Annotated in this window: 17 protein-coding genes; 11 read left to right on the plus strand and 6 right to left on the minus strand. The window is 46.4% G+C overall.

The genetic code is table 11. The features are described from left to right. Positions 1-18: 18 nt before the first annotated feature. From KJS57_RS03250 to rfbF, 4 genes are read right to left on the minus strand one after another with little or no spacing between them, the layout of a single operon-like run. A complete protein-coding gene (locus KJS57_RS03250) occupies positions 19-948 on the minus strand; it encodes a glycosyltransferase (RefSeq protein WP_213653743.1) in 930 nt (309 codons plus the stop codon). Positions 949-972: 24 nt separating this feature from the next. Beyond that, a complete protein-coding gene (locus tag KJS57_RS03255; protein WP_213653744.1) occupies positions 973-2100 on the minus strand; it encodes an FkbM family methyltransferase in 1128 nt (375 codons plus the stop codon). Continuing rightward, entirely contained in the window at positions 2094-3176 is a 1083-nt protein-coding gene (locus KJS57_RS03260; protein WP_213653745.1) for an NAD-dependent epimerase/dehydratase family protein, read from the minus strand. The genes KJS57_RS03255 and KJS57_RS03260 overlap by 7 nt, the downstream gene beginning before the upstream one ends. A gap of 36 nt (positions 3177-3212) precedes the next feature. Beyond that, positions 3213-3992 (minus strand): glucose-1-phosphate cytidylyltransferase, encoded by a 780-nt coding sequence (rfbF, locus tag KJS57_RS03265; RefSeq protein ID WP_213653746.1) that lies wholly within the window; start codon positions 3990-3992, stop codon positions 3213-3215. Between the two features lie 421 nt (positions 3993-4413). Between rfbF and KJS57_RS03270 the strand changes: the two genes are divergently transcribed. From KJS57_RS03270 to KJS57_RS03300, 7 genes are all read left to right on the plus strand, one after another. Further along, positions 4414-5340 (plus strand): glycosyltransferase family 2 protein, encoded by a 927-nt coding sequence (locus tag KJS57_RS03270; protein WP_244861367.1) that lies wholly within the window; start codon positions 4414-4416, stop codon positions 5338-5340. 1726 nt (positions 5341-7066) lie between these two features. Beyond that, entirely contained in the window at positions 7067-7264 is a 198-nt protein-coding gene (locus KJS57_RS03275; RefSeq protein WP_007132290.1) for a cold-shock protein, read from the plus strand. A gap of 205 nt (positions 7265-7469) precedes the next feature. Then, positions 7470-7973 carry a VanZ family protein gene (locus tag KJS57_RS03280; RefSeq protein ID WP_213653747.1) on the plus strand — a complete coding sequence of 168 codons (504 nt, stop codon included), beginning with the start codon at positions 7470-7472 and terminating at the stop codon, positions 7971-7973. A gap of 236 nt (positions 7974-8209) precedes the next feature. Next, positions 8210-8770, plus strand: coding sequence for a ribosome hibernation-promoting factor, HPF/YfiA family (gene hpf / locus KJS57_RS03285; protein ID WP_211022619.1), 561 nt, complete (start codon positions 8210-8212; stop codon positions 8768-8770). A gap of 268 nt (positions 8771-9038) precedes the next feature. Next, positions 9039-11546, plus strand: a complete 2508-nt coding sequence (secA, locus tag KJS57_RS03290; RefSeq protein ID WP_213653748.1) for a preprotein translocase subunit SecA — start codon at positions 9039-9041, stop codon at positions 11544-11546. Between the two features lie 110 nt (positions 11547-11656). Further along, positions 11657-12770, plus strand: a protein-coding gene (prfB, locus tag KJS57_RS03295) for a peptide chain release factor 2 (protein ID WP_211022617.1) whose coding sequence is annotated in 2 segments (ribosomal slippage) — positions 11657-11728 and positions 11730-12770 — 1113 coding nt in all. Because the reading frame shifts where the segments join, the coding sequence is not laid out codon by codon here. 185 nt (positions 12771-12955) lie between these two features. Next, on the plus strand, positions 12956-13843 hold the full coding sequence (locus tag KJS57_RS03300; protein ID WP_211022616.1) for a YitT family protein: 888 nt from the start codon (positions 12956-12958) through the stop codon (positions 13841-13843). Positions 13844-13918: 75 nt separating this feature from the next. Here KJS57_RS03300 and KJS57_RS03305 read toward each other — a convergent pair whose 3' ends face one another. Together KJS57_RS03305 and KJS57_RS03310 are read right to left on the minus strand one after the other, a co-directional pair. Then, on the minus strand, positions 13919-15463 hold the full coding sequence (locus KJS57_RS03305; protein ID WP_213653749.1) for a zinc ribbon domain-containing protein: 1545 nt from the start codon (positions 15461-15463) through the stop codon (positions 13919-13921). Positions 15464-15493: 30 nt separating this feature from the next. Further along, a complete protein-coding gene (locus KJS57_RS03310; protein WP_213653750.1) occupies positions 15494-16456 on the minus strand; it encodes a hypothetical protein in 963 nt (320 codons plus the stop codon). Between the two features lie 230 nt (positions 16457-16686). On the opposite strand from KJS57_RS03310, the gene argC reads away from it, so the two are divergent. From argC to KJS57_RS26760, 4 genes are all read left to right on the plus strand, one after another. Then, positions 16687-17739, plus strand: coding sequence for an N-acetyl-gamma-glutamyl-phosphate reductase (gene argC / locus KJS57_RS03315; protein WP_213653751.1), 1053 nt, complete (start codon positions 16687-16689; stop codon positions 17737-17739). A 444-nt stretch (positions 17740-18183) separates the two neighbouring features. Continuing rightward, on the plus strand, positions 18184-19416 hold the full coding sequence (argJ, locus tag KJS57_RS03320; protein ID WP_213653752.1) for a bifunctional glutamate N-acetyltransferase/amino-acid acetyltransferase ArgJ: 1233 nt from the start codon (positions 18184-18186) through the stop codon (positions 19414-19416). Positions 19417-19468: 52 nt separating this feature from the next. Further along, positions 19469-20311 (plus strand): acetylglutamate kinase, encoded by an 843-nt coding sequence (gene argB / locus KJS57_RS03325; RefSeq protein WP_213653753.1) that lies wholly within the window; start codon positions 19469-19471, stop codon positions 20309-20311. A gap of 502 nt (positions 20312-20813) precedes the next feature. Beyond that, on the plus strand, positions 20814-20954 hold a 141-nt coding region (locus KJS57_RS26760), incomplete at its 3' end, for a transposase (protein WP_213653791.1).

Genomic DNA, 20954 nt, shown 5'->3' on the forward strand with positions numbered 1-20954 from the left:
GATCATGATACTATAATTTCAAGATTCAAAGGTAGACAAGAAATGTGCTTCTTCACTATTAAGTGCACCATCACCATGAAGCATTTGATATTGTCGTGCTTCCTTAATAGCACGGGATTTGGCATAGTCAACTGCTTTAGTATAATAGGGTCTTTCTGTCTTTAAGAATACCCAAGTATCTTTGTAGAATAAAAACGCTGAACCACTCATTTTTATCTTTTCCTCATGTGACGTATTATCCAGGAATCCAATCCATAGTTGGTTGCATTCATTAACATGAGATTTTATACGTTTACTTCCCTGTTCTTCGTGCTCTCTTGATAGAACATAGAGTCCTTCTTGAAAGATAATTCTTTCTCCGCGAAGTAATCGAAAAAAGAAGTCGTAGTCTTGTGTAGTTGGCAAATCAGTGCGAAAAACACCTACTTTTTGAAAGTGACTTTTATGAATTAAGGTTGAACATCCATGAATAGCCCCCCGCATTAAAGCGAAAAGGGGAGAACCCTCTAGCTTCTCTTTGCTATATTTGGAAATTGGGTTTACATCATATTGATAATTCTTAAACTTATCAATTACCTTATACCCCCCCGTCACAATAAGTGTTTTGTCTTCATGATTTTTGAGTATGCTCATCTGAGATTCAACTTTTTGAGGGGTATATAAGTCATCATGGCTCAACCAAGAAAAATAGTCGCCTTTCATTTTATTAATTCCAAAATTCAGAGCACTTCCTACGCCGCCATTTTCTTTATAGTAGTATTGGATTCGGTTCTTGTAACTCAAGGCAATTTTTTCAGTTAGTTGATTATCGTTTGAACCATCATTGACAACAATTATCTCAATGTTAGGATATGTCTGATTTAAAGCACTATCAATTGCCTCCTGTAGAAAGTTAGATCCATTAAATACAGGGATAATAATAGAAACTAAAGGATCTGAATATGTCATATATTTTAAACCTTTCCAAAAAAGTTATTCAGTAACTGCATAACAAACTGTCTCATACATACCTACGCTATAATGTCTAAAGTAGATTTTATATTCTGGCACCAGTTCGGTTAGATATAATGGTATATCCACAATATCAAGCGGTTTATGATAAACGCAGATTGCTAATTTAGGTTTGTATTTTCTAATTGATCCCTCCGCTCCTTTTAACGCCTCAAGTTCTGCCCCCTCAATATCCATCTTGATAAATGTAACAGGTGCTCCATTCAGAACCTCATCTATTGAAATTACAGGTATCTCAGCATTCCCAACTTCATTTAATCCGCTGGCATAATTCCCTTGCGAATTAAATCGAAGAATCTCTCGCTTACTCCATAAGCCGTATGGCATAAGTTGAATCCGTTCGTCCCCTCCTGCAACCTCCCTGAAACTGTTGTGCTTGTTCTCTTCAGGTTCAAAGGAATAAACCTTTTTGAACATTCCTTCAGTAGCCTTAAGAAACTCCTCTACAGTGTCACCGATATAGGCACCGCCGTCTATAAAAACTTCTTGATCAGAAAGTTTGATAATATCAGGATCAAAATACTGTGGAAAACTACTTTTTAAAGGAGAAAGGTATTTTGAGCTTATGGTATTACAGTAATTAATTCTATCGCAAAATATTTTTTTTGATAGCTCGTCAGATAGTATGTCATATGCTTTTTGAAATTGGACCAATTTTTTTTCGATTAAGGAAGAATACCCTTGAAATGATTCAAGAGTATTTTCGGTATCTAACAGAGCGAGATGTACTCCTGGGTCCATAATGTAAGATAAATTATTGTCTTTTAATTGAAGAGCAATTTCATCGAAATAGTCTAAAGAAGATACAATAATATAACTATTTTTATATTTATTTATAAGCTCGTTAAAGCTAATAACTGGTACGTCCTCTATAAGAGTTCCCCACATTGCATTATTGTTATCACAGAAATAAATATCGCTCATAAAATTATTTTTTCTGAGAAATTGCAGATATAACCTACCAATTGTCCCAGAACCAAATAAGATAACTGGTTTGTCTGAGTTCATCGAATTCGAACAAAGTTCCGTCAAATATTGTAATTGATTTGGTTCTTTTGCCAAAAGATCAATAGAGAATTTATTTACCACTCAATTTCACCCCGTTCGCACTCATTAATGTACTTTAAGTATCGTTTAATACCTTCCTCGATATGAATTTGAGGTTCGTATTTGAGAAAGTTTCTAGCCTTTGTTATATCTGGGCAACGTCGGTTGGGGTTATCAATTAAATATTCTTTATCTAAGTGGTCTTTGAAAACTATTTCTCCTTCGTAACTAAAGAGCTCTTTTCCTACCTTTTTATATAACTCCGCCAATTCATAGATAGAAAGCTCAGGTCCGTCAGAGCCAATGTTAAAAACCTCAAACTCCCCAAAAAGGGCGCATTTAATGTAACCAATGATAGCATCAGGGATATAATCGAATGTGCGAGTTGGCTTCCCATCGGAGTATATAACAATATCCTGATTATCTATAACTGCTTTTGCAAAATCCGCCACTACTCTTTGGTCATTTATTCTCATACCTGGACCATAATTGTTAAATGGTCGGACGATCGTAATAGGCATATCATAGTTTCGTGCAAAGTTATAACATAAAGTTTCTCCAAATCGTTTTGACTCATCATAACATGCTCTGGGACCGCAGGTATTAACATTGCCCCAGTAGCTTTCTGGAGTTGGAATTTGAGAAGCATGCGGATCTCCATAAATTTCACTACTAGAGAAGAATAGGAGGCCGTTAATTTTCTTATCTTTGTAAAAGTCAAGTAACCTACGGAGTCCAGTAACATCAGCATCAATTGTTTCAATTGGAAACTGGCGATAATAAACAGGAGATGCAAGGGAGGCCATATGAAAAATCAGATCGGCGCTACCTGCAAATTCAAGGTCACATTGAATAATGTCGGCTTCACGCAAATCAAATAAAGTGTTTTTTGAAAATCGTTCGATCCACTGCGGCTTTCCAAACATATAGTTATCGATACCAAATACTTTTTTTATTCCCAGTAAGTCTCCATACTCTTTAAAAAAATGCATTAATGAATATCCAAGCGATCCTGCAAAACCGGTTACTAGAATGGTTTTACCATCCAGTGCATTTTTATTATCTTCGCTTAATGAGTCAAAAATAAATTTCATATCTTCCAAGGTTATTTTAGACATCAATCTCAGCCTTTCTTCATATAATTAGTCGTATTTCTACTTCCATAATTTCCAGGGAGCTTCCTTAGTTACCCAAAGTCTGTCTAATATATTTTTATCTCGCATTGTGTCCATGCAATACCAAAACCCAGGATGCTTAAATGCACTCAATTTCCCCCTATTTACCACTTTCTCCATAGGAAGGATTTCAAACACAGTATCATCGCCCTCTATATAATCTAAAACTTGGGGGTCAACCACCATGAACCCACCATTAATCCAACCGCCGTCCTCTTTAGACTTTTCAACAAATCTTTCAACCCGATTTGTTGTGTCGTTGATATCTAATACTCCGAAGCGACCACCAGGTTGAACCGCTGTCATTGTGATTAGAGCATCAGAATTTAAATGATACTTTTCTAGATCATTAATATTTACGTCAGAAACTCCATCTCCATAGGTCAACATAAATGGTTCATTACCCAGATACTTTTGTATTCTCTTTATCCTTCCGCCCGTCATTGTATCTAATCCTGTATCAACCAATGTTACACGCCATGGTTCTGAGACATTATTATGAATAGTTAATTTGTTATTATTTGCAAAGTCAAAGGTTACATCTGATGCATGAAGAAAGTAATTGGCGAAGAATTCCCTTATAGCGTAGCCTTTATAGCCTAGACATATTATAAAATCGTTGTATCCAAAATGACTGTATATCTTCATAATGTGCCATAAGATGGGTTTCTCTCCTATCTCAACCATAGGTTTTGGCTTTAAATGACTTTCTTCACTTATTCTAGTACCATAACCACCTGCTAGAATAACTACTTTCATAACTAATTTCACACCCCAACTACAATTTTTGGATTACACAACGCTCTCTCATTATAACAAAGCGTTTGTATACATTTGTGCTCAACGTCAATATCCCTTTCATTACCCTTTTTTCTGTTAAACAATAGACTTTTTGGTCGTGTTATCCGTGTGCTAGTTTAGTACTCTTTCTTCATTTCTCACACTATCTAGTATTCATTATATCGGTGTCATCCTAATTAAATATTAGTACATTGAGAGATTGTTATCGCTAGACTGGACAGATTTTATAAGGACAATTATAATGCTCCATAGATTGAATCACGGGATTTCATATGGACGAATTATTCTAATTAATTGAGTGCGTAATATTTTATATAAGAGAACCTACTGGATGATGAAAATATCGTAAACTGTGAATCTCTTTGGAGGGAATAATAAATTGGCCCTGCTTAGTGTTATTATGTCGACTTATAATCGTAAAGAATTTTTACCATCTTCAATTGAAAGTGTGCTCTCTCAAACATTTGAGGATTTTGAATTTGTTATAGTCAATAATGGTTCTACAGATGGCAGTAAAGCGATTTGCCAATATTATGCTGCTAAAGATAAACGAATTAAGCTTATAGATATTGAAGAGAATCGAGGAGCACCTATAGGAAGAAACCAGGGGCTTTCTTTTGCAACGACAGACTATATAACCTTTGTTGACGATGATGATTACTGTGAGCCGGAGATGCTCGAATTATTATGGAGCCTTAGTCAAAAATATAATGCTGATATTTCACTTTGTGGAAGTTGGAATAATATTAACGGAATATTGGTTCCATATTTCATTTTTGATGAGACATTGTTGCTTGATAAGGTTCGAGGTCTCCATGAGTTATTGCTTAGAGAAAAATACAACGTAGCCCCACCTACCAAACTCTTTCGTAAATCATTATTTGACGGAATAAGTTATGTTGAGAATGTTTTGGTAGATGACATTCATGTGATTTATAAACTTTTTGCTAAGGCAAATATGACTGCGGCACACGGTAAACCTCTATATAGGTTTACTAAACATGAAGGAAATATGACGAATTTTATTCAAACAGATAAAATCTCTTACGAGATATTAACCGAGTACCTTAGCGCTTTTCGCGAGCGTACTATATATTTATCAAATGCTGTACCTGAAATCGCATCAAGGGCCTTATACTCCGAACTTTCTTACATGTTGTTTATGTGTGATAAAATTAAGGACCAAGATGAACTGCAAGGTTTATTTAACTACATGAAAAACACATTGGAGCGAAACTATAGCGAATTGATAAATAGTCCATTTTTAACAAGTAGAGATAAAATACTGTTAGAAAAAATGGTGTGAAATAGCACAGAGATAGTAGAGATAGACTGAATGGGAGTAGCCGTTGCGACGATAATCAGGGACTCAGAACGCTCCATAGAACACTGCCTGGACAGACGAAGTTGTTGTGGTGGATACCGGCCCAGCAGTAGAACTGATGTAAATTCATATTGCGAGGAACATGAGTAAATGAAATTGTATCTTTTTGAGTGAATTAATGATTTTTTCTGTTGCTAGGAACTTTCCTCTTTCAAAGAGTGTTTGTTGTGGACTCTGATGACTATTTACTTGTCAATGATCGCGGGAAAATAATAAGTTAGACTAGTCAGATGGAGCAGCAGAGGAGGAAATGCGTCTTTGATATCGGTTACGATAATTCAGTAGATGGTAAGGTAGTGGAGACTATTGCCGATTGTTATGTTCGATTGTTTCCTAGCTCATTAAGATATGAAGATATGATACATGAACAGATTGTTTACGCACCTTTGGATGGGGTTCGTAACGATTATTCATCTTGAGCACGATGGGATGATATGAATCAGGTAGATATAAAAGCTAAAAAGAAACGAGATAATGAGTTGCTTATTCTTAATCTACAGCAAGACCAAGAGAATGCACGATTAAACATAGCCGAGTCGAAGAGGACAAATACCGAATTGTTAGGTTGAGGGGTCCAACAGGATTTAGTTGAAGGATACATCGGAAAGTGAATTATAGAGTTTGCATATCCATGCGATCCATGAGGCTCCGATGTTGTTGTGGTCAAATCAAGAATATTCGCCATTCTATATTAATGAGTGTGTAATAGTTTTGCATCTTTCCGAGAAACACTGAAATGCCCGAGCAGATTGATCCGGATATCGCCAACAATTTGTAGATACGGAAGAGGTATGATTAATCCATACAGCTATCCCACTAAATGGGGGATATTATGTATCTTCATAAATTTAACCTTAGGTACACCTGCTCTCTGGTTAATTTTGATTATCTTATTCTGCGCGATAGTCGTAAAAGATGCAGAATGGATGGACGCCGATCATTTGGAAAAATGGTTTGACGCCAACAGAAACCTCAGAGAAGTTCCTTTAATCATATTGAAATAGACCACCGCAAAGGAGTTAAATGGTACTTAAATCTTCCGGAAGATTTGGAGTTCCTGATTCCAAGAATATTTTCATACGTCCTTAATGATGCAAGTCCATCCATTTCAATGAGTACTATGGTTATCAGACTCTCGCGGACTTTCGTTCATGGTAATTTAGAATTGGCCAATGGAACAATATTTTGACTGATCTGAATCTCTTATCATTTAATGATATTTTTATAGGTAACAACATCAATTATTCAAATGCGATTTCATTTATTGAAGGGACCTTATTTTTAAGTATGGTGCCTTGCATCAAGATTCACCTCAACGGCAGGTAACTATGTTATTGAATGGATTGGAATTAATAACTGATCTTGTTTCCAAAATGGAGCGAACGGGAAAAAATTATAAGATTCAAGTTTAATATTTTATTTTTATAGTTTCAATTACTCCTACTCTGGTTAAATATAAATGGGATCCTTATCTGCCTCTTGCTTACTAACTCCCCGCCAGTTTTCTTTCGACAAGAATTTACAATACTTTTACAGGAAAACCTAATCCTTGGTAATTGACACTGGTGAAGTTTGGGTGGTATAGTCAGAAATGTGGGCTTGGTCACAGGGTCACACTCTTATTTGATAATGAAGGGAATGTTAGTGCATGCAAGGTAAAGTGAAATGGTTCAACGCAGAGAAAGGTTATGGCTTCATCGAGACTGAAGAGGGCGGCGACGTATTCGTACATTTCTCCGCAATCCAATCGGAAGGTTTCAAAACTCTGGAAGAAGGACAATCCGTCGAGTTCGAAATCGTTGAAGGCGCTCGTGGACCGCAAGCCGCTAACGTAATCAAATTATAATCATCCCGGCACAGCCGCGACCTACATATAACGGTATGATGGTTAAGAATTGAAGATTCGCTAGCAACAGACCCTGGGAACTTACCCGGGGTCTTATTTTGTTTTTTCGGTGAGGTTGCTGGAAATGGCGCAAGTACCTTCACGTCCATGTCTTTTGAACCCGCACCAATGCTTCAACATAGCAGATTCGAAACGAGGTGAGTTCATGAATTTCCGTAAGCTTCTCAAATGGATCCCAACATTGGCTATCATGATACTGTTATTCGCTCTTTCGGCCCAATCATATGAGGAGCAGAACCTGCAGCCCGAAATCGAGAGGAAGGTCACTCATACCTCGGCCTCTGAATGGTTGGATGGAATCTCCTTTACTTATGCAGGACGGGAGATTAGTGCCGAGAGCTTGGGAACGGCAGGATTTATCGAATTTTTTATTCGCAAGGGCGCCCATTTTTCGGTGTATGGATTGCTAGGGTTATTTGTGGCATTTGCCTTGAATTCCGGACGAAGGGGAAGGGACTTTGGCTGGACTGTGGTGATCTCCTTTCTCTATGCCTGCTCGGATGAGCTGCATCAGACCTTTATGCCGGATCGGACCGGACTGGTGGAGGATGTGATGCTGGATACGACGGGCGCAGCATTCGGTGCTCTTGTTATGCTCCTGATCTGGAGGATCGTGGAACGAAGAAAAGCCAAAGCCCGGTGCGATTAGCGTTAAGTGCAAAAGTACAATTTGAACTAAAGAATGGGATGCAGGATCATTGCTCAACTTATGGTCATAAAACATTCAAAATTACCGCAGTTCCCGCAACCGGGCGCTCTGCGGTTTTTTTACGCTGCAACAGCGCTATTAGCCTAGTTAGCAGCACTTTATGCTGGATTTACAATTTTTACTTTGGGCTAACATCTGTGGTATAATGAAGGTGCAAAGCAAAGGAGGAGTGCCCAATGAATTATAGTATTCGTGGACAACAAATTGAAGTGACTGAGGCCTTGAGAGACTATGTTGACAAGAAGCTCAGCCGGCTTGACAAGTACTTTGATGCACCCCTTGCTTCCGAAGGTCACGTCACTTTAAGTGTCGTGCGCGGCTTGCACGTGGTTGAGGTAACGATACCACTTTCCGGCGGCGTTGTGCTTCGTGCAGAGGATCGCAGCGATGATATGTATGCATCGATGGATGCGGTTGCGGACAAGCTCGAACGCCAGATTCGCAAGCACAAAACGAAGATTAACCGTAAGTTCCGCCAAGAGGGCAGTCTGAAGACGTTGTTCGTTGAGAATACGGCCGGTAACGGCAACGTAGCTACGATGGAAGACATTGACGACGATTTGGAACTGGTCCGCACCAAGCGCTTTAATCTGAAGCCGATGGATGTGGAAGAAGCAATTTTGCAAATGAACATGGTTGGCCACAATTTCTTTGTTTTCTCCAACATTGATACGCAGGAAATTAACGTGGTTTACAAACGGAATGACGGGAAATACGGGCTGATCGAGAAAGAATAGATACCTATTTTTTGTTAATCTCGTGATCCATCATTTATTTTTAGAATAATTATTAACGTATCCAATCATGACGATTGTTTGAATGAGAGTGGTAATTCTTGCAATTGAAGTAAAAGGAACGAGCCTTTACCCGCGCGCGGGTAGGGCTCTTTATTCGTATAGATGGGGTTTTGACAGTGCCCCTGCGGTGATGCCGTGTGTTGCGGCATGCCTTACAAACTGTTACAATTTAGGCAAATCATCTGTTTATGCATGAAAGGGGTAAACCATGCTGGGATTAATGAAGAAGATTTTTGGCGACACGAACGAACGTGATGTCAAACGTCTTATGAAGACGGTAGATTATATTAATACATTGGAACCACAATTTGAGGCTCTTTCGGACGAGCAGCTGCAAGCGAAAACCGCCGAGTTCCGGGAACGGATCGAAAAAGGCGAAACGCTGGATGAGCTTTTGCCGGAAGCTTTTGCGACAGTCAGGGAGGCGTCCAAGAGAACGCTGGGCATGCGCCATTTTAACGTACAGCTGGTGGGCGGGATGGCCCTTCATGAAGGCCGGATCGCTGAGATGAAGACCGGTGAAGGTAAAACCCTGGTCGGGACCCTGCCGGTTTATTTGAATGCACTCCTGGGCAAGGGTGTACACGTCGTTACCGTCAACGATTACTTGGCCCAGCGCGACAGCCAGCAAATGGGACAAATTTATAATTTCCTCGGAATGACCGTAGGGGTCAATCTGAACGGCATGGAGCATCATGAGAAGCAAGAAGCTTATGCCTGCGACATTACTTATGGAACGAACAATGAGTTCGGTTTTGACTATCTCCGCGATAATATGGTGCTGTACAAGGAACAAATGGTACAACGCCCGCTCTACTTCTGTATCATTGACGAAGTGGACTCCATCCTGATTGACGAAGCACGGACCCCGCTGATTATTTCCGGACAAGCCCAGAAGTCGACGGAGCTGTACTATGCCGCTGACCGTTTTGTGAAGCGCCTGGTTGCCGAAGAAGATTATACGGTGGATATTAAGGTAAAAGCGGTATCCCTTACCGAAAAAGGGGTAGCGAAGGCTGAGAAAGCGTTCGGCATCGAGAACCTTTACGATCACAGCCACATTACGCTGAATCACCATGTCGTGCAGGCGCTTAAAGCGAACGTAATCATGCGTCGTGACGTAGACTACGTGGTGACGGAAGATGAAGTTCTGATCGTCGATGAGTTTACGGGCCGGATTATGCAAGGCCGCCGCTACAGCGACGGGTTGCACCAAGCGATCGAAGCGAAGGAAGGCATCGAGGTTCAAAACGAATCCATGACGCTCGCTACGATTACGTTCCAGAACTACTTCCGTATGTATCGCAAACTGGGCGGGATGACCGGTACGGCCAAGACAGAGGAAGAGGAGTTCAAGAAAATTTACGGCCTCGAAGTGCTGCAGGTGCCGACGAACCGGCCGAACCAGCGTCAAGATTTGCCGGATGTCGTATATAAGAGCGAAAGCGGCAAATTCAAAGCGGTGGTTGACGAAATCGTCAACCGTCATAAGCTGAACCAGCCGGTGCTCGTAGGTACGATCTCGATCGAGAACTCCGAACTGGTCTCCGAAATGCTGAAGCGCAAGGGTGTACCTCATAAAGTCCTGAACGCGAAGTATCATGCCGAAGAGGCTGAGATTATTTCCCGTGCCGGTGAGCCGGGCTCCGTGACGATCGCCACCAACATGGCGGGACGCGGGACCGACATTTTGCTGGGTAACGGCGTATCCGAGGTTGGCGGCCTGCATATCATTGGTACGGAGCGTCATGAATCGCGCCGGATCGATAATCAGCTGCGCGGCCGTGCCGGTCGTCAGGGCGACCCGGGTTCGACTCAGTTCTATCTGTCCCTTGGCGATGAACTGATGAAGCGTTTTGGTGCCGACAACGTTCTGAACATGATGGATCGTTTGGGCTTTGAAGAAGATCAGCCGATCGAGAGCAAAATGATCACCCGTGCCATCGAATCCGCACAAAAACGGGTAGAAGGCAATAACTTTGACGTTCGTAAAGTCGTTCTTCAATATGACGATGTCATGAATCAGCAACGCGAAATTATTTATAAACAGCGCCGCGAGCTGCTGGAATCCGAGAATATCAAGCAGATTATCGTAGAGATGATTAAACCGGTTATCGAGCGGGTCGTTGAAGCACACACCAGCGATGATATTCCGGAGAACTGGGAGCTGCAGGAAATCGCCGATTATGTCAACAGCAAGCTGTTGGATGAAGGCGCAGTTACCAAGGATGAGCTCTGGGGTAAAGAATCGAACGAAATGGTGGATTATATTTTTGACCGTGTCATGGTAAAATATGATGCACGCGAACAAGCGCTGGGCGAGGAAATGGTCCGCGAGTTCGAAAAAGTAATCGCACTCCGCTCGGTTGACAGCAAGTGGATGGATCACATCGATGCCATGGACCAATTGCGCCAAGGGATTCACCTTCGCGCCTACGGCGGTACGGATCCACTGCGTGAGTACCAGTTCGAAGGCTACGAGATGTTCAATCAGATGGTTGCCAGCATCCAGGAAGAAGTGGCCATGTATATCATGAAGGCCCAAGTGGAAACGAACCAGGAGCGTCAAGCTGTCGTGGATGAGGATAAGATCTCTACCAGCGGAGAACCGGCCGAGAAGCGTCCGGTACAACGCGGGGAAGAAATCGGGCGTAATGACCTTTGCCCTTGCGGCAGCGGCAAGAAGTACAAACATTGCCACGGGCAGAACGCATAAGAGAGCCGAGAGATCAGGAAGCTCTGAAAGAAAGCGGGGGGCCGTCCGTGTCGGATGGCATCCCGTTTTTCGCTTGCATATTATTAATTTGTGAAAGGTGGTATTACAGCATGATCGATCCGAGCGTAAAACAGGACATGCGGGAAATAACCAAGAAATTATCCAACCTTAGGGGGTCTCTTTGACTTAGACCTCAAGCAGGAAATGATCGCGAACTATGAGGAAAAGATGGCGGCTCCCGATTTTTGGGACGACAACGATAAGGCGCAAAGCTTAATTGCTGAGCTCAACGCTGTCAAATCTTCCGTAGATCAATACAGCGCGCTTCAGCAAGAGTACGACGATGCTGAAATGATGGCGGAGCTGGCAGAGGAAGAGGGCGATGAGTCGCTCGCCGCTGAGATCGGCGCATCGGTAGCATCGCTGGTGAAGAAGCTGGAGGAATTCGAGCTGCAGCTGCTGCTGAACCAGCCGTACGATAAGATGAACGCGATCCTGGAGCTGCATCCGGGCGCCGGCGGCACCGAGTCCCAGGACTGGGGCCAAATGCTGCTGCGGATGTACACCCGCTGGGCGGAGAAGCGCGGCTTCAAAGTGGAGACGCTCGACTATCTGCCGGGCGACGAAGCGGGCATCAAGAGCGTAACCCTGCTGATCAAAGGGTATAACGCTTACGGTTATCTGAAGGCGGAAAAAGGCGTGCACCGCCTGGTGCGCATCTCCCCGTTCGACTCTTCCGGCCGCAGACATACTTCTTTCGTCTCCTGCGACGTCGTGCCGGAAATTACGGAGGACGTGGAAGTCGATATCCGGACGGAGGATCTCAAGATCGATACGTACCGGGCCAGCGGCGCGGGCGGCCAGCACATTAACACCACGGATTCGGCGGTGCGGATTACGCACTTGCCGACGGGCGTTGTGGTGACGTGCCAGAACGAACGCTCGCAGATCAAGAACCGGGAGCGCGCGATGACGATGCTCCGTTCCAAGCTGTACGAGCGCAAGCTCGAGGAGCAGCGGAAGGAGCTGGATGAGATCCGCGGCGAGCAATCCGATATCGCCTGGGGCAGCCAGATCCGTTCCTATGTCTTCCACCCGTACAGCATGGTCAAGGACCATCGCACTTCGGTGGAGACGGGCAACGTTGGCGCCGTCATGGACGGCGATCTCGATGCCTTTATCGATGGATACCTGCGGAGTCAGATTCAGAGCGAAGCGCAATAATGCAATACTCCCGGCATTTGTCACTAGGCAAGCCGGTAGAAAAAGGATAGAACCGATTCCTGCACCGCGGAAGTCCGGTCAGGAAGGGACGCTGTCTTCCCCCTAGGAAGCAAGTATCTCTTCCAGTGCCGGTCGCATCCGCCAAGGTGCGGGAATTTTTTTGGATCAGTGAGGAGGGGCAAGCGGTGCCGCCGAAAACCCGCAAACGCAGAATTAACGAATACATTCCATTAACCGGACCCGCCCGGCATACGATCGACACCCTGATGATTATCGTGGGGTCTTTCATCACCGCGTTGGCCTTTAATTTATTTTTGGTGCCGAATCACATCGCTTCCGGCGGGGTGTCCGGCTTGTCCGTCATCGCGCAGTCGCTGTTCGGCATTGAACCCGCCTACACACAGTGGGCTCTGAATATTCCGCTCTTTATTGCGGGATTTATGCTGCTAGGCCGGGATTACGCGATCCGTTCCCTGCTTGGAACGGTGGTACTTCCGTTGTTTGTCTTTTTAACCAAGGATTTTCCCGTGCCGACTACAGATCCGCTGCTGGCTTCTTTATATGGCGGGATCGGCGTTGGCCTCGGTCTGGGCATCGTGTTCCGGGGCAGAGGCTCTACCGGCGGATTGTCTACGCTGGCTCAGATTATTCAGAAGTACAGCGGCCTGAGCCTTTCCGTATGCGTAGTGCTTATGGATGGCATGGTGATCGCTCTTGCCGGCTTCATTCTTTCACCTGAAAAAGCGCTGTACGCGCTGATCGGCCTGTACATTACAGGCAAGATTATCGATGCCATTGAGCTAGGCTTCAATTATACAAAGGTGGCTTATATCATCGCGGATAATACCGAAGCGATCTCTAAGGCGGTGCTATCCGAGCTCGACCGCGGGCTGACCAAGCTGAATGCGCAAGGCGGCTACACGGGGGACAATCGGACCGTGCTTATGGTCGTCGTCGGCCAGAGCGAAGTGACCCGGCTTAAGACGCTGGTGCAGACCTTGGAGCCGACGGCTTTTGTCATCATCACGAACGCCCATGAAGTATTGGGCGAAGGCTTCAAGCGGACACCGTGACGCTTCTACCATCTACCGAGTAATAAAAAAGCAACAAGGGCGAGCTCCGTATCCGGGAGTCTCGCCCTTGTTTTTTTACATCATCATTTCTTCCGTATCGGCATCATTAAAATAATATTCGTCATAGAAGTCTGTTACGATCCATTGTCCATCCTTATACGTCAGCTCGCAGGCCTGATTAAAGATGGTGTCTTCGGAGGCGGAGGCATTCGGATCCTCAGAAAGACTGAAGGATTGGCTGAAATGAGCTTGAACGCTGACATTAGCGCGTAAATCCTCGCCCCATTCCAACAGCTCAATACTGCTCATATCGAAGACGACTTTGTTTACTTTTCCATCATATACAATATTCTGTGCTTGCATTTCCTGAATCAAGTAATCCACGGCCTGCTTAACTTCACCCGACATATGGGACGCTGATGAGGTATCCTGCGAACTCAGTGCAGTCGCCAACTCCTGGAAGAAACCCTGGGTCGCGGATTTAACCGATTCCCGGAAAGCCTCGTTTTCCGGTTCGAGATCCGCTTGGATATAATCCGTGTCGATCGGGAAGACCTCACTTTTTACAACGCCCCAAGGGAATTCTTTTTCCGCATAAGCCTCGCTGCTGCCGTCCACAAGAATTGGTCCGATGTCCGCATAGTCCCCATGGGTGAGGCCGGTATCTTTACCATCGATAAAAATAGCCGCATCTTCATAGTTGGAAGCTACCCGTATATAATTGCCGTCCAAATCCAGATCCACGTCATAGTAAGCAATGGGGTCGCTCAAGGTCAATGTCTTTTCGGCTTCCATGGAGGCGTAATCCCCGGTGTATTTTGCTTTAAACGTATGTTTGCCCGGCATTACGGGGCCGACTTTATCTCCGTAGTATTCCTCTTTGGAGGTAACCAGCTCTTTTCCGTTTACCGTAATTTTGGTTCCGGCATAGGTGGTAGTGACATAAGGGTAAAAAGGCGTAACTACCAGTGCGTAATCATTGTAAAAAAGGAGCCGTTTGCCGGTCTTCTTGACTTTGACGATGGAATCGTCATAGCTTCCCATGGCCATCATGGCATCTTTTTTCTGTTTGTACAATTTGACCTGGGCCCGCAAATCTTCAGCGACGGCAGCCCGGTTAAAGGTGTCGTCCTTGAGATAATCCAGCAGCGGTTTCACGCTGTCCTTGTCAATGACCAGACTCTTTTCTCCGGGTTGAAGCATCGACGCGAGGGTTTCGGCATCGCCGTCTTTTAAAGCTTTTTCAAACTTGGCAACGAGCCGGTTTCCGTCGGTCAGATAGGCACCGGTGGCATAAAGGCCGCCAAGGATAACAACGAAGGCAAGCACCCCAATCACAATCCACTTGCGGCGTTTAATCCAGGACAGGAAGGAGCCTGCTCCTTTTTTCCATTCGATTTTGGCCTCTTGCTCGGGAAGGGACTGAGCAGGAACATAAGCCGGAATATTTGCCGGTTCGACTACCGGAGTAGAAGTTTCTGCTGCCGGTTCAACTACCGGACTAGGTGCTGCCGCTGCCGGTGCATTCGCCGGTTCGATCTGTTCGACCGGGGCCCCGCATTCCGGACAGAATTTGACCTGGGCCTCAAGTTTTGTTCCGCATTCAATACAATAACTCATAGATTATTCCTTTACCTCCCAAAAGTGAATTTAGAACAACCCGCCGAAGCCAAAGCCCAAGCTGGAATTTGCAAATTTGACGAGAATGTATCCGAAGGCCAGGTTCGCAATGACGGCTCCATAGAGCGGATCCAGTCCATTCATGCTTTCCTTGCGGAAGCTGAGCACGGTTGCGGTGATGGACCCAAAAATCAAGGCCAGAGAAATCATAAACAGGAAGAGGCTAAATTTGTCTCCCAACTCAAGCACGAAACTAAGTATGCAGAGCAGCAGAGACGCCGTTGCCGGAACGAGCATTGTTCCGAGCTTGGCGGTGACGGCCATAAAGTCGGTAGCAATACGTCCGAGCCGGATGGCTGCAAAAGCAAGCGCGCTGGCCAGAATCAAGGCGATCCATATCAGCAGGAACGGCCGGAGCACTCTTTTTCCGAAATATTCGCCATATCCGTCCAACAGGTTAGGAATATAAAAGACCAGCGGAAGCAATAACGAAGTCAGAATAATGGTCAGCAGTCCGTTTGTGAAATGCGGCTTGCCGACATTTTTGGCCGTCATGAAAGGATGCATTAAAGCCTTGATGTAAAAATTGCCGAACTGCTTGCTGATTTGGGAGCCCTGCTGCACGAACTGGCTCTGTTTCACCTGGTCCCAGCCTTTGGCCATGGAGGGCAGTGCGGGAACTTCCTGGGGTGTATGTGCTGGTGGTGCCGAGGCAGAAGCTGCCGGCTGTATCTGTGGTGGTGCAGAAACTGGTATGTATGCCGGGGTCGGAGCCGGGGCGGACGAATTGGCTGGTGTCATCGTCGGAAACGAAGCCGCCTCGGGCGCTGATGCTGATGCCGATGCAGACGTGAAATCCGGTCCTATGTGGCCTTCCATAGCTGCGGCGGATTCAACCGGGGCCTCCTGCACAGATTGCTCAGTCAGCGGCACTCCGCATTTAACACAAAATTTTCCTTTCTCATAAACCTGACCACACTGCATACAAATCATATGTAATCCAACCTCCTAAAGTTATGTAAAAGCACAGATACTTCCAGAATAGTTGTTAAACAATCACTGCGTCAAACCATAAATTGGTATATAATCAAAAAAGGATGACATAAATCAAAATTATTTCATTGTATATATATAAATGTGAATGTATAATAATACGTAATTGCAACTAGGGATGCATCAGACGGAATTTATAGAGCCGTAAGAGGGGAAAGAGAGGTAAGCTTGTGAGTGGAGAAAAATTAAAAGTCGCTATTGTCGGTTCCACCGGATATGGAGGGGTGGAGCTGATTCGTTTTTTATTGGGGCATCCGGAGGTGGAGATCACATCCGTCATCTCGTCATCAAGCTCGGGTTTACCGATTACGGACGGATTTCCGCATCTGAGCGAAATCGTGCTGCAAAACCTGGAGGCTGTTGATCCGCAAGCGATTGCTGAAAAAGCGGATGTTGTATTCACGGCCACGCCGTCAGGCGTCAGCGGTAAGCTGGTTCCCGAACTGCTGGCAGCCGGACTTAAGGTGATCGACCTCTCTGGAGATTTTCGGATCAAGGACGGGGCGGTTTACGAAACCTGGTATAAGCACGAAGCCCCCGCTGCGGAGCTGTTGGAACAGGCGATCTACGGATTAGCCGAATTGAACGGTGATGCCGTGAAAGGTTCGGAGTTCATTTCCAATCCAGGCTGTTACCCGACCGCAACGCTCCTGGGCTTAATCCCTGCATTGGATGCAGGCTGGATCGATCCCAAGTCGATTATTATAGACGCTAAATCAGGGGTATCCGGAGCGGGCCGGGGCACGAGCCTAATGACCCATTATGCGGAAATCAATGAAAACCTGAAAGTATATAAGGTCAATAAGCATCAGCATATTCCCGAGGTGGAACAATGCCTTTCGCAGATTGCCGGCGAACCGGTAACCGTTACATTTACAACCCACCTGGTACCGATGACCCGGGGGATTATGACCACGATGTATGCGGGGTTGATTGGGACCCACACCGAGGCGGAGCTCGTGGAGTTGTATCGCCACTATTATGAGGGTCGGCCGTTCGTACGAGTCCGTGAAGCCGGGAAGTGGCCGGCTACGAAGGAAGTGTTCGGTTCGAACTATTGCGATATCGGTTTTGCCGTAGATGAGCGGACCGGGCGTCTGACCATCGTATCTGTCATCGACAACGTAGTTAAAGGTGCCGCAGGCCAGGCGATTCAGAATTTGAATCTGATGATGGGCTGGGACGAAACGACAGGGCTTTTGTTAAGTCCGGTATATCCATAGATTAGCCATTATAAAATGAACTGAAATAAATTCAACTGATATTGCAAGTTCAAAAAGTCGGCTTTTCAGCACCGAGAAGGTTGCGAGAATCCGAAGAAGGAGGAACGGAGTGCAGGCAAAACCTACATGAGTACCGGACTTCGAGGGTGAACGCAAGATTCGATGTCGAATCAACCACTTGAAAGACCTCGTGATCAAAAGATGACTTTTTGATTACCTCGAATGATTATATAAGTGTGAGTTCAAAAAGTCAGGTTATCAGGACCAAGAAGGTTGGATGAAGCTAGGGACTGAGTAGCGGAGCGTACATGGGTACGTGAGCAACGGAAGGCCCGACTGAATTCAAGATTCGACGTCGAATCTGCTTCATGATCCCCTTCGTCGTGGAAAGATGACTTTTTGAACAACCTCTAGATTTGTTCGTCAAAACGAAAGGAGAAGGTCATGGGAGTAGTTAGTTTGTTTAGCGTGGCGCCGGAGGGCTCCATTACCTCGCCGAAGGGATTTCGGGCAGGAGGGCTGCACTGCGGCTTGAAAAAAACGGCGCGCAATGATCTCGGCGCGATCGTGTGCGAGGTGCCGGCGGTGGCGGCGGCCGTTTATACGACGAACGTGTTCCAGGCCGCCCCGTTGAAAGTGACGCGTGAGAGCATCGCGTCAGGCGGGCGGCTGCAGGCCGTCGTCGTCAACAGCGGCAACGCCAACGCCTGCACCGGGAAGCAGGGCGAAGCCGATGCTTACGCCATGCGGGCCGCCGCGGCAGACGCCCTCGGGCTGGCTGAGCACGACATCGCCGTCGCTTCGACCGGCGTCATCGGCGAGCTGCTGCCGATGGACCGCGTCTCGACGGGGATCGCCGGTCTGCCGGCGGTGCTGTCGGCTGAGGACGACGGGGCCGAGCAATTCTGCCAGGCGATTCTCACGACCGACCTCGTAAAGAAAGAGGTCTGCGTCCGGCTGGCGGTTGACGACCGCGAAGTATTGATCGCCGGGGCCGCCAAAGGCTCCGGCATGATCCATCCGAACATGGCGACGATGCTCGCCTTTGTGACGACGGACGCCGCGGTGGAGCCGCAGGCGCTGCAGCAATTGCTCGGCGCTACGACGGACGTGACCTTCAATATGATCACGGTCGACGGCGATACGAGCACGAACGACATGCTGGTCGCCATGGCCAGCGGCCTGGCCGACAACCGGCCGCTGGCGCCGGGCCATCCCGACTGGGAGGCCTTCGCGGCCGCATTCCGGCACGTGTGCGAGACGCTCGCGCAGGCAATCGCCCGCGACGGTGAAGGCGCCACGCGCCTGGTCGAGGTGACGGTGGAAGGCGCCGTCACCGAACAATCGGCCCGCGCGATCGCCAAGACGGTGATCGGCTCGAGCCTGGTGAAGTCGGCCGTATTCGGGGCCGACGCCAACTGGGGCCGCATCATCGCGGCGGTCGGCCGCGCCGGGGAGCCGGTGAATCCGGAAACCGTCGATATCAAGCTTGGCGATATCGTCGTATTGTCCGGTTCCCGGCCGATTCCTTTCGACGAGGAGGAAGCCCTCGTCTACCTGCAGGGCGACACGGTAACGATCCATGTCGACCTGCACAACGGCAAAGGCAGCGCCACGGCGTGGGGATGCGATTTGACGTACGACTATGTAAGAATCAACGCGGCTTACCGCACTTAACCATAATAGAGGATAAGATAGCTACCGATTTGACGGAGAGAGGAGCGTTAAGATGAGAATCGTATTGGAAGGCGGCCAGCTGTCCGCCGCGGGCCTTGGCCTCGGCGCGAAGCGGACGTTTGTTATGAAATGTGGAGGAAGCACTCTGGAGGAATTGCCGGATTCGTTTTATAAAGATCTGGCTGAACTGCAGGAGAACGGAACCCAGCCTGTGATCGTGCATGGCGGCGGACCGGCCATCTCGGACAATTTGAGCAAACTCGGAATCGACACCCATTTTGTAAACGGGTTGCGTTATACCTCCGAAGAGGTGCTGGACGTGGTTGAGATGGTACTGGCGGGCAGCATCAACAAGAAAATCGTGCGCCGCATCGGTCAATCGGCAGGCAAAGCAGTCGGTTTGTCCGGCGTCGATGGTGCTCTGATTCAGGCGAAGCCGGTGACAAACTCAGCCGAAGTTGGCCTCGTGGGCGAAGTAACCGGCGTCAATGCGGCGCTCATCGAAGGCGTAGTGAAGCTCGGCTTCATGCCGGTCATCGCTCCGGTCGGCATCGATGCGGACGGACAGCGTTACAATATTAATGCCGACACCGCGGCCGGGGCGGTTGCTTCCGTGCTGGGTGTACAGCAGATGATCGTGGTTACAGACGTGCCCGGCATCTTAAAAACGGTCAACGGTGAGAAAAGAGTACTTCAAACGGTGACCGTCCAGGAAATCGAAGACATGATTCAGACCGGTGAGATTTACGGCGGAATGATCCCTAAGGTACGGGCGGCGATTGCCTGCATCAGCGGCAAAGTTAATGAAGTCGTCATCGTGGACGGCAGCGAGCCCGGCGTCTTGCGCAAGGTACTGGCAGGCGAAACGATCGGCACAAAAATCGTGCGCATGTAGTGGCACGTCCTTCATTTAATGCGTTATAGTAAAAGAAGAATATCGCGTTGCATCGAGAAAATGTGATTGGATTTAATCCAATTAAACGTTAGGAACTTTAGGGAAACTGGCTCTTCATTGTATAAAATCCAACGAAAAAGCCGGAAAAGCACAGCTTTCATAGTTTTTTGGGGAAGTCATTGGATAATATCCAATGACTTCGTCCGAAAAGCAGATAAATCGCTAGTTAGTTGGAAAATCTCCAATGAGTTCGGCCGATGCGCTTGATGATAGGTTTGCAGCTGATTCAGATAGGTGATAGGTAATTGGATATTTCCAACTATAATTTCGATCAAACGCCGTTTGGCGGAGTTTCATTGGAAATATCCAATAGGATAGGGACAAAGATGGGGCTTGTACTGCTTTTTGCGGAAACTCATTGGAAATACTCTTAGGCCCCCTAATAAAACTGGAGTCCTCCTACCCAAAAAATTTATACTAGAAGTAAGGGAGAGGATCCAGTATGGGGAAAAAGCGGAAAGAAGAAATCAAAATTCAAATCGTTAAAGAAGCATTGTCTGGAATTAAGGTGGGGGTGTTGGCCCGCATGTATGATTTGCATCCTGAAACCATTCGTTTGTGGGTTAAAGAGTATCGTGATTCA

It is taken from the genome of Paenibacillus vini (genome assembly GCF_018403325.1).
Classification (GTDB): domain Bacteria; phylum Bacillota; class Bacilli; order Paenibacillales; family Paenibacillaceae; genus Fontibacillus; species Fontibacillus vini.

Coding starts and splice junctions, on each gene's coding strand:
- hpf (WP_211022619.1), top strand. CDS start 8,210: ATGAATTATAGTATTCGTGGACAACAAATTGAAGTGACTGAGGCCTTG.
- KJS57_RS03310 (WP_213653750.1), bottom strand. CDS start 16,456: ATGATTTGTATGCAGTGTGGTCAGGTTTATGAGAAAGGAAAATTTTGT.
- secA (WP_213653748.1), top strand. CDS start 9,039: ATGCTGGGATTAATGAAGAAGATTTTTGGCGACACGAACGAACGTGAT.
- KJS57_RS03275 (WP_007132290.1), top strand. CDS start 7,067: ATGCAAGGTAAAGTGAAATGGTTCAACGCAGAGAAAGGTTATGGCTTC.
- KJS57_RS03280 (WP_213653747.1), top strand. CDS start 7,470: ATGAATTTCCGTAAGCTTCTCAAATGGATCCCAACATTGGCTATCATG.
- argB (WP_213653753.1), top strand. CDS start 19,469: ATGAGAATCGTATTGGAAGGCGGCCAGCTGTCCGCCGCGGGCCTTGGC.
- argJ (WP_213653752.1), top strand. CDS start 18,184: ATGGGAGTAGTTAGTTTGTTTAGCGTGGCGCCGGAGGGCTCCATTACC.
- KJS57_RS03250 (WP_213653743.1), bottom strand. CDS start 948: ATGACATATTCAGATCCTTTAGTTTCTATTATTATCCCTGTATTTAAT.
- rfbF (WP_213653746.1), bottom strand. CDS start 3,992: ATGAAAGTAGTTATTCTAGCAGGTGGTTATGGTACTAGAATAAGTGAA.
- KJS57_RS03305 (WP_213653749.1), bottom strand. CDS start 15,463: ATGAGTTATTGTATTGAATGCGGAACAAAACTTGAGGCCCAGGTCAAA.
- KJS57_RS03260 (WP_213653745.1), bottom strand. CDS start 3,176: ATGTCTAAAATAACCTTGGAAGATATGAAATTTATTTTTGACTCATTA.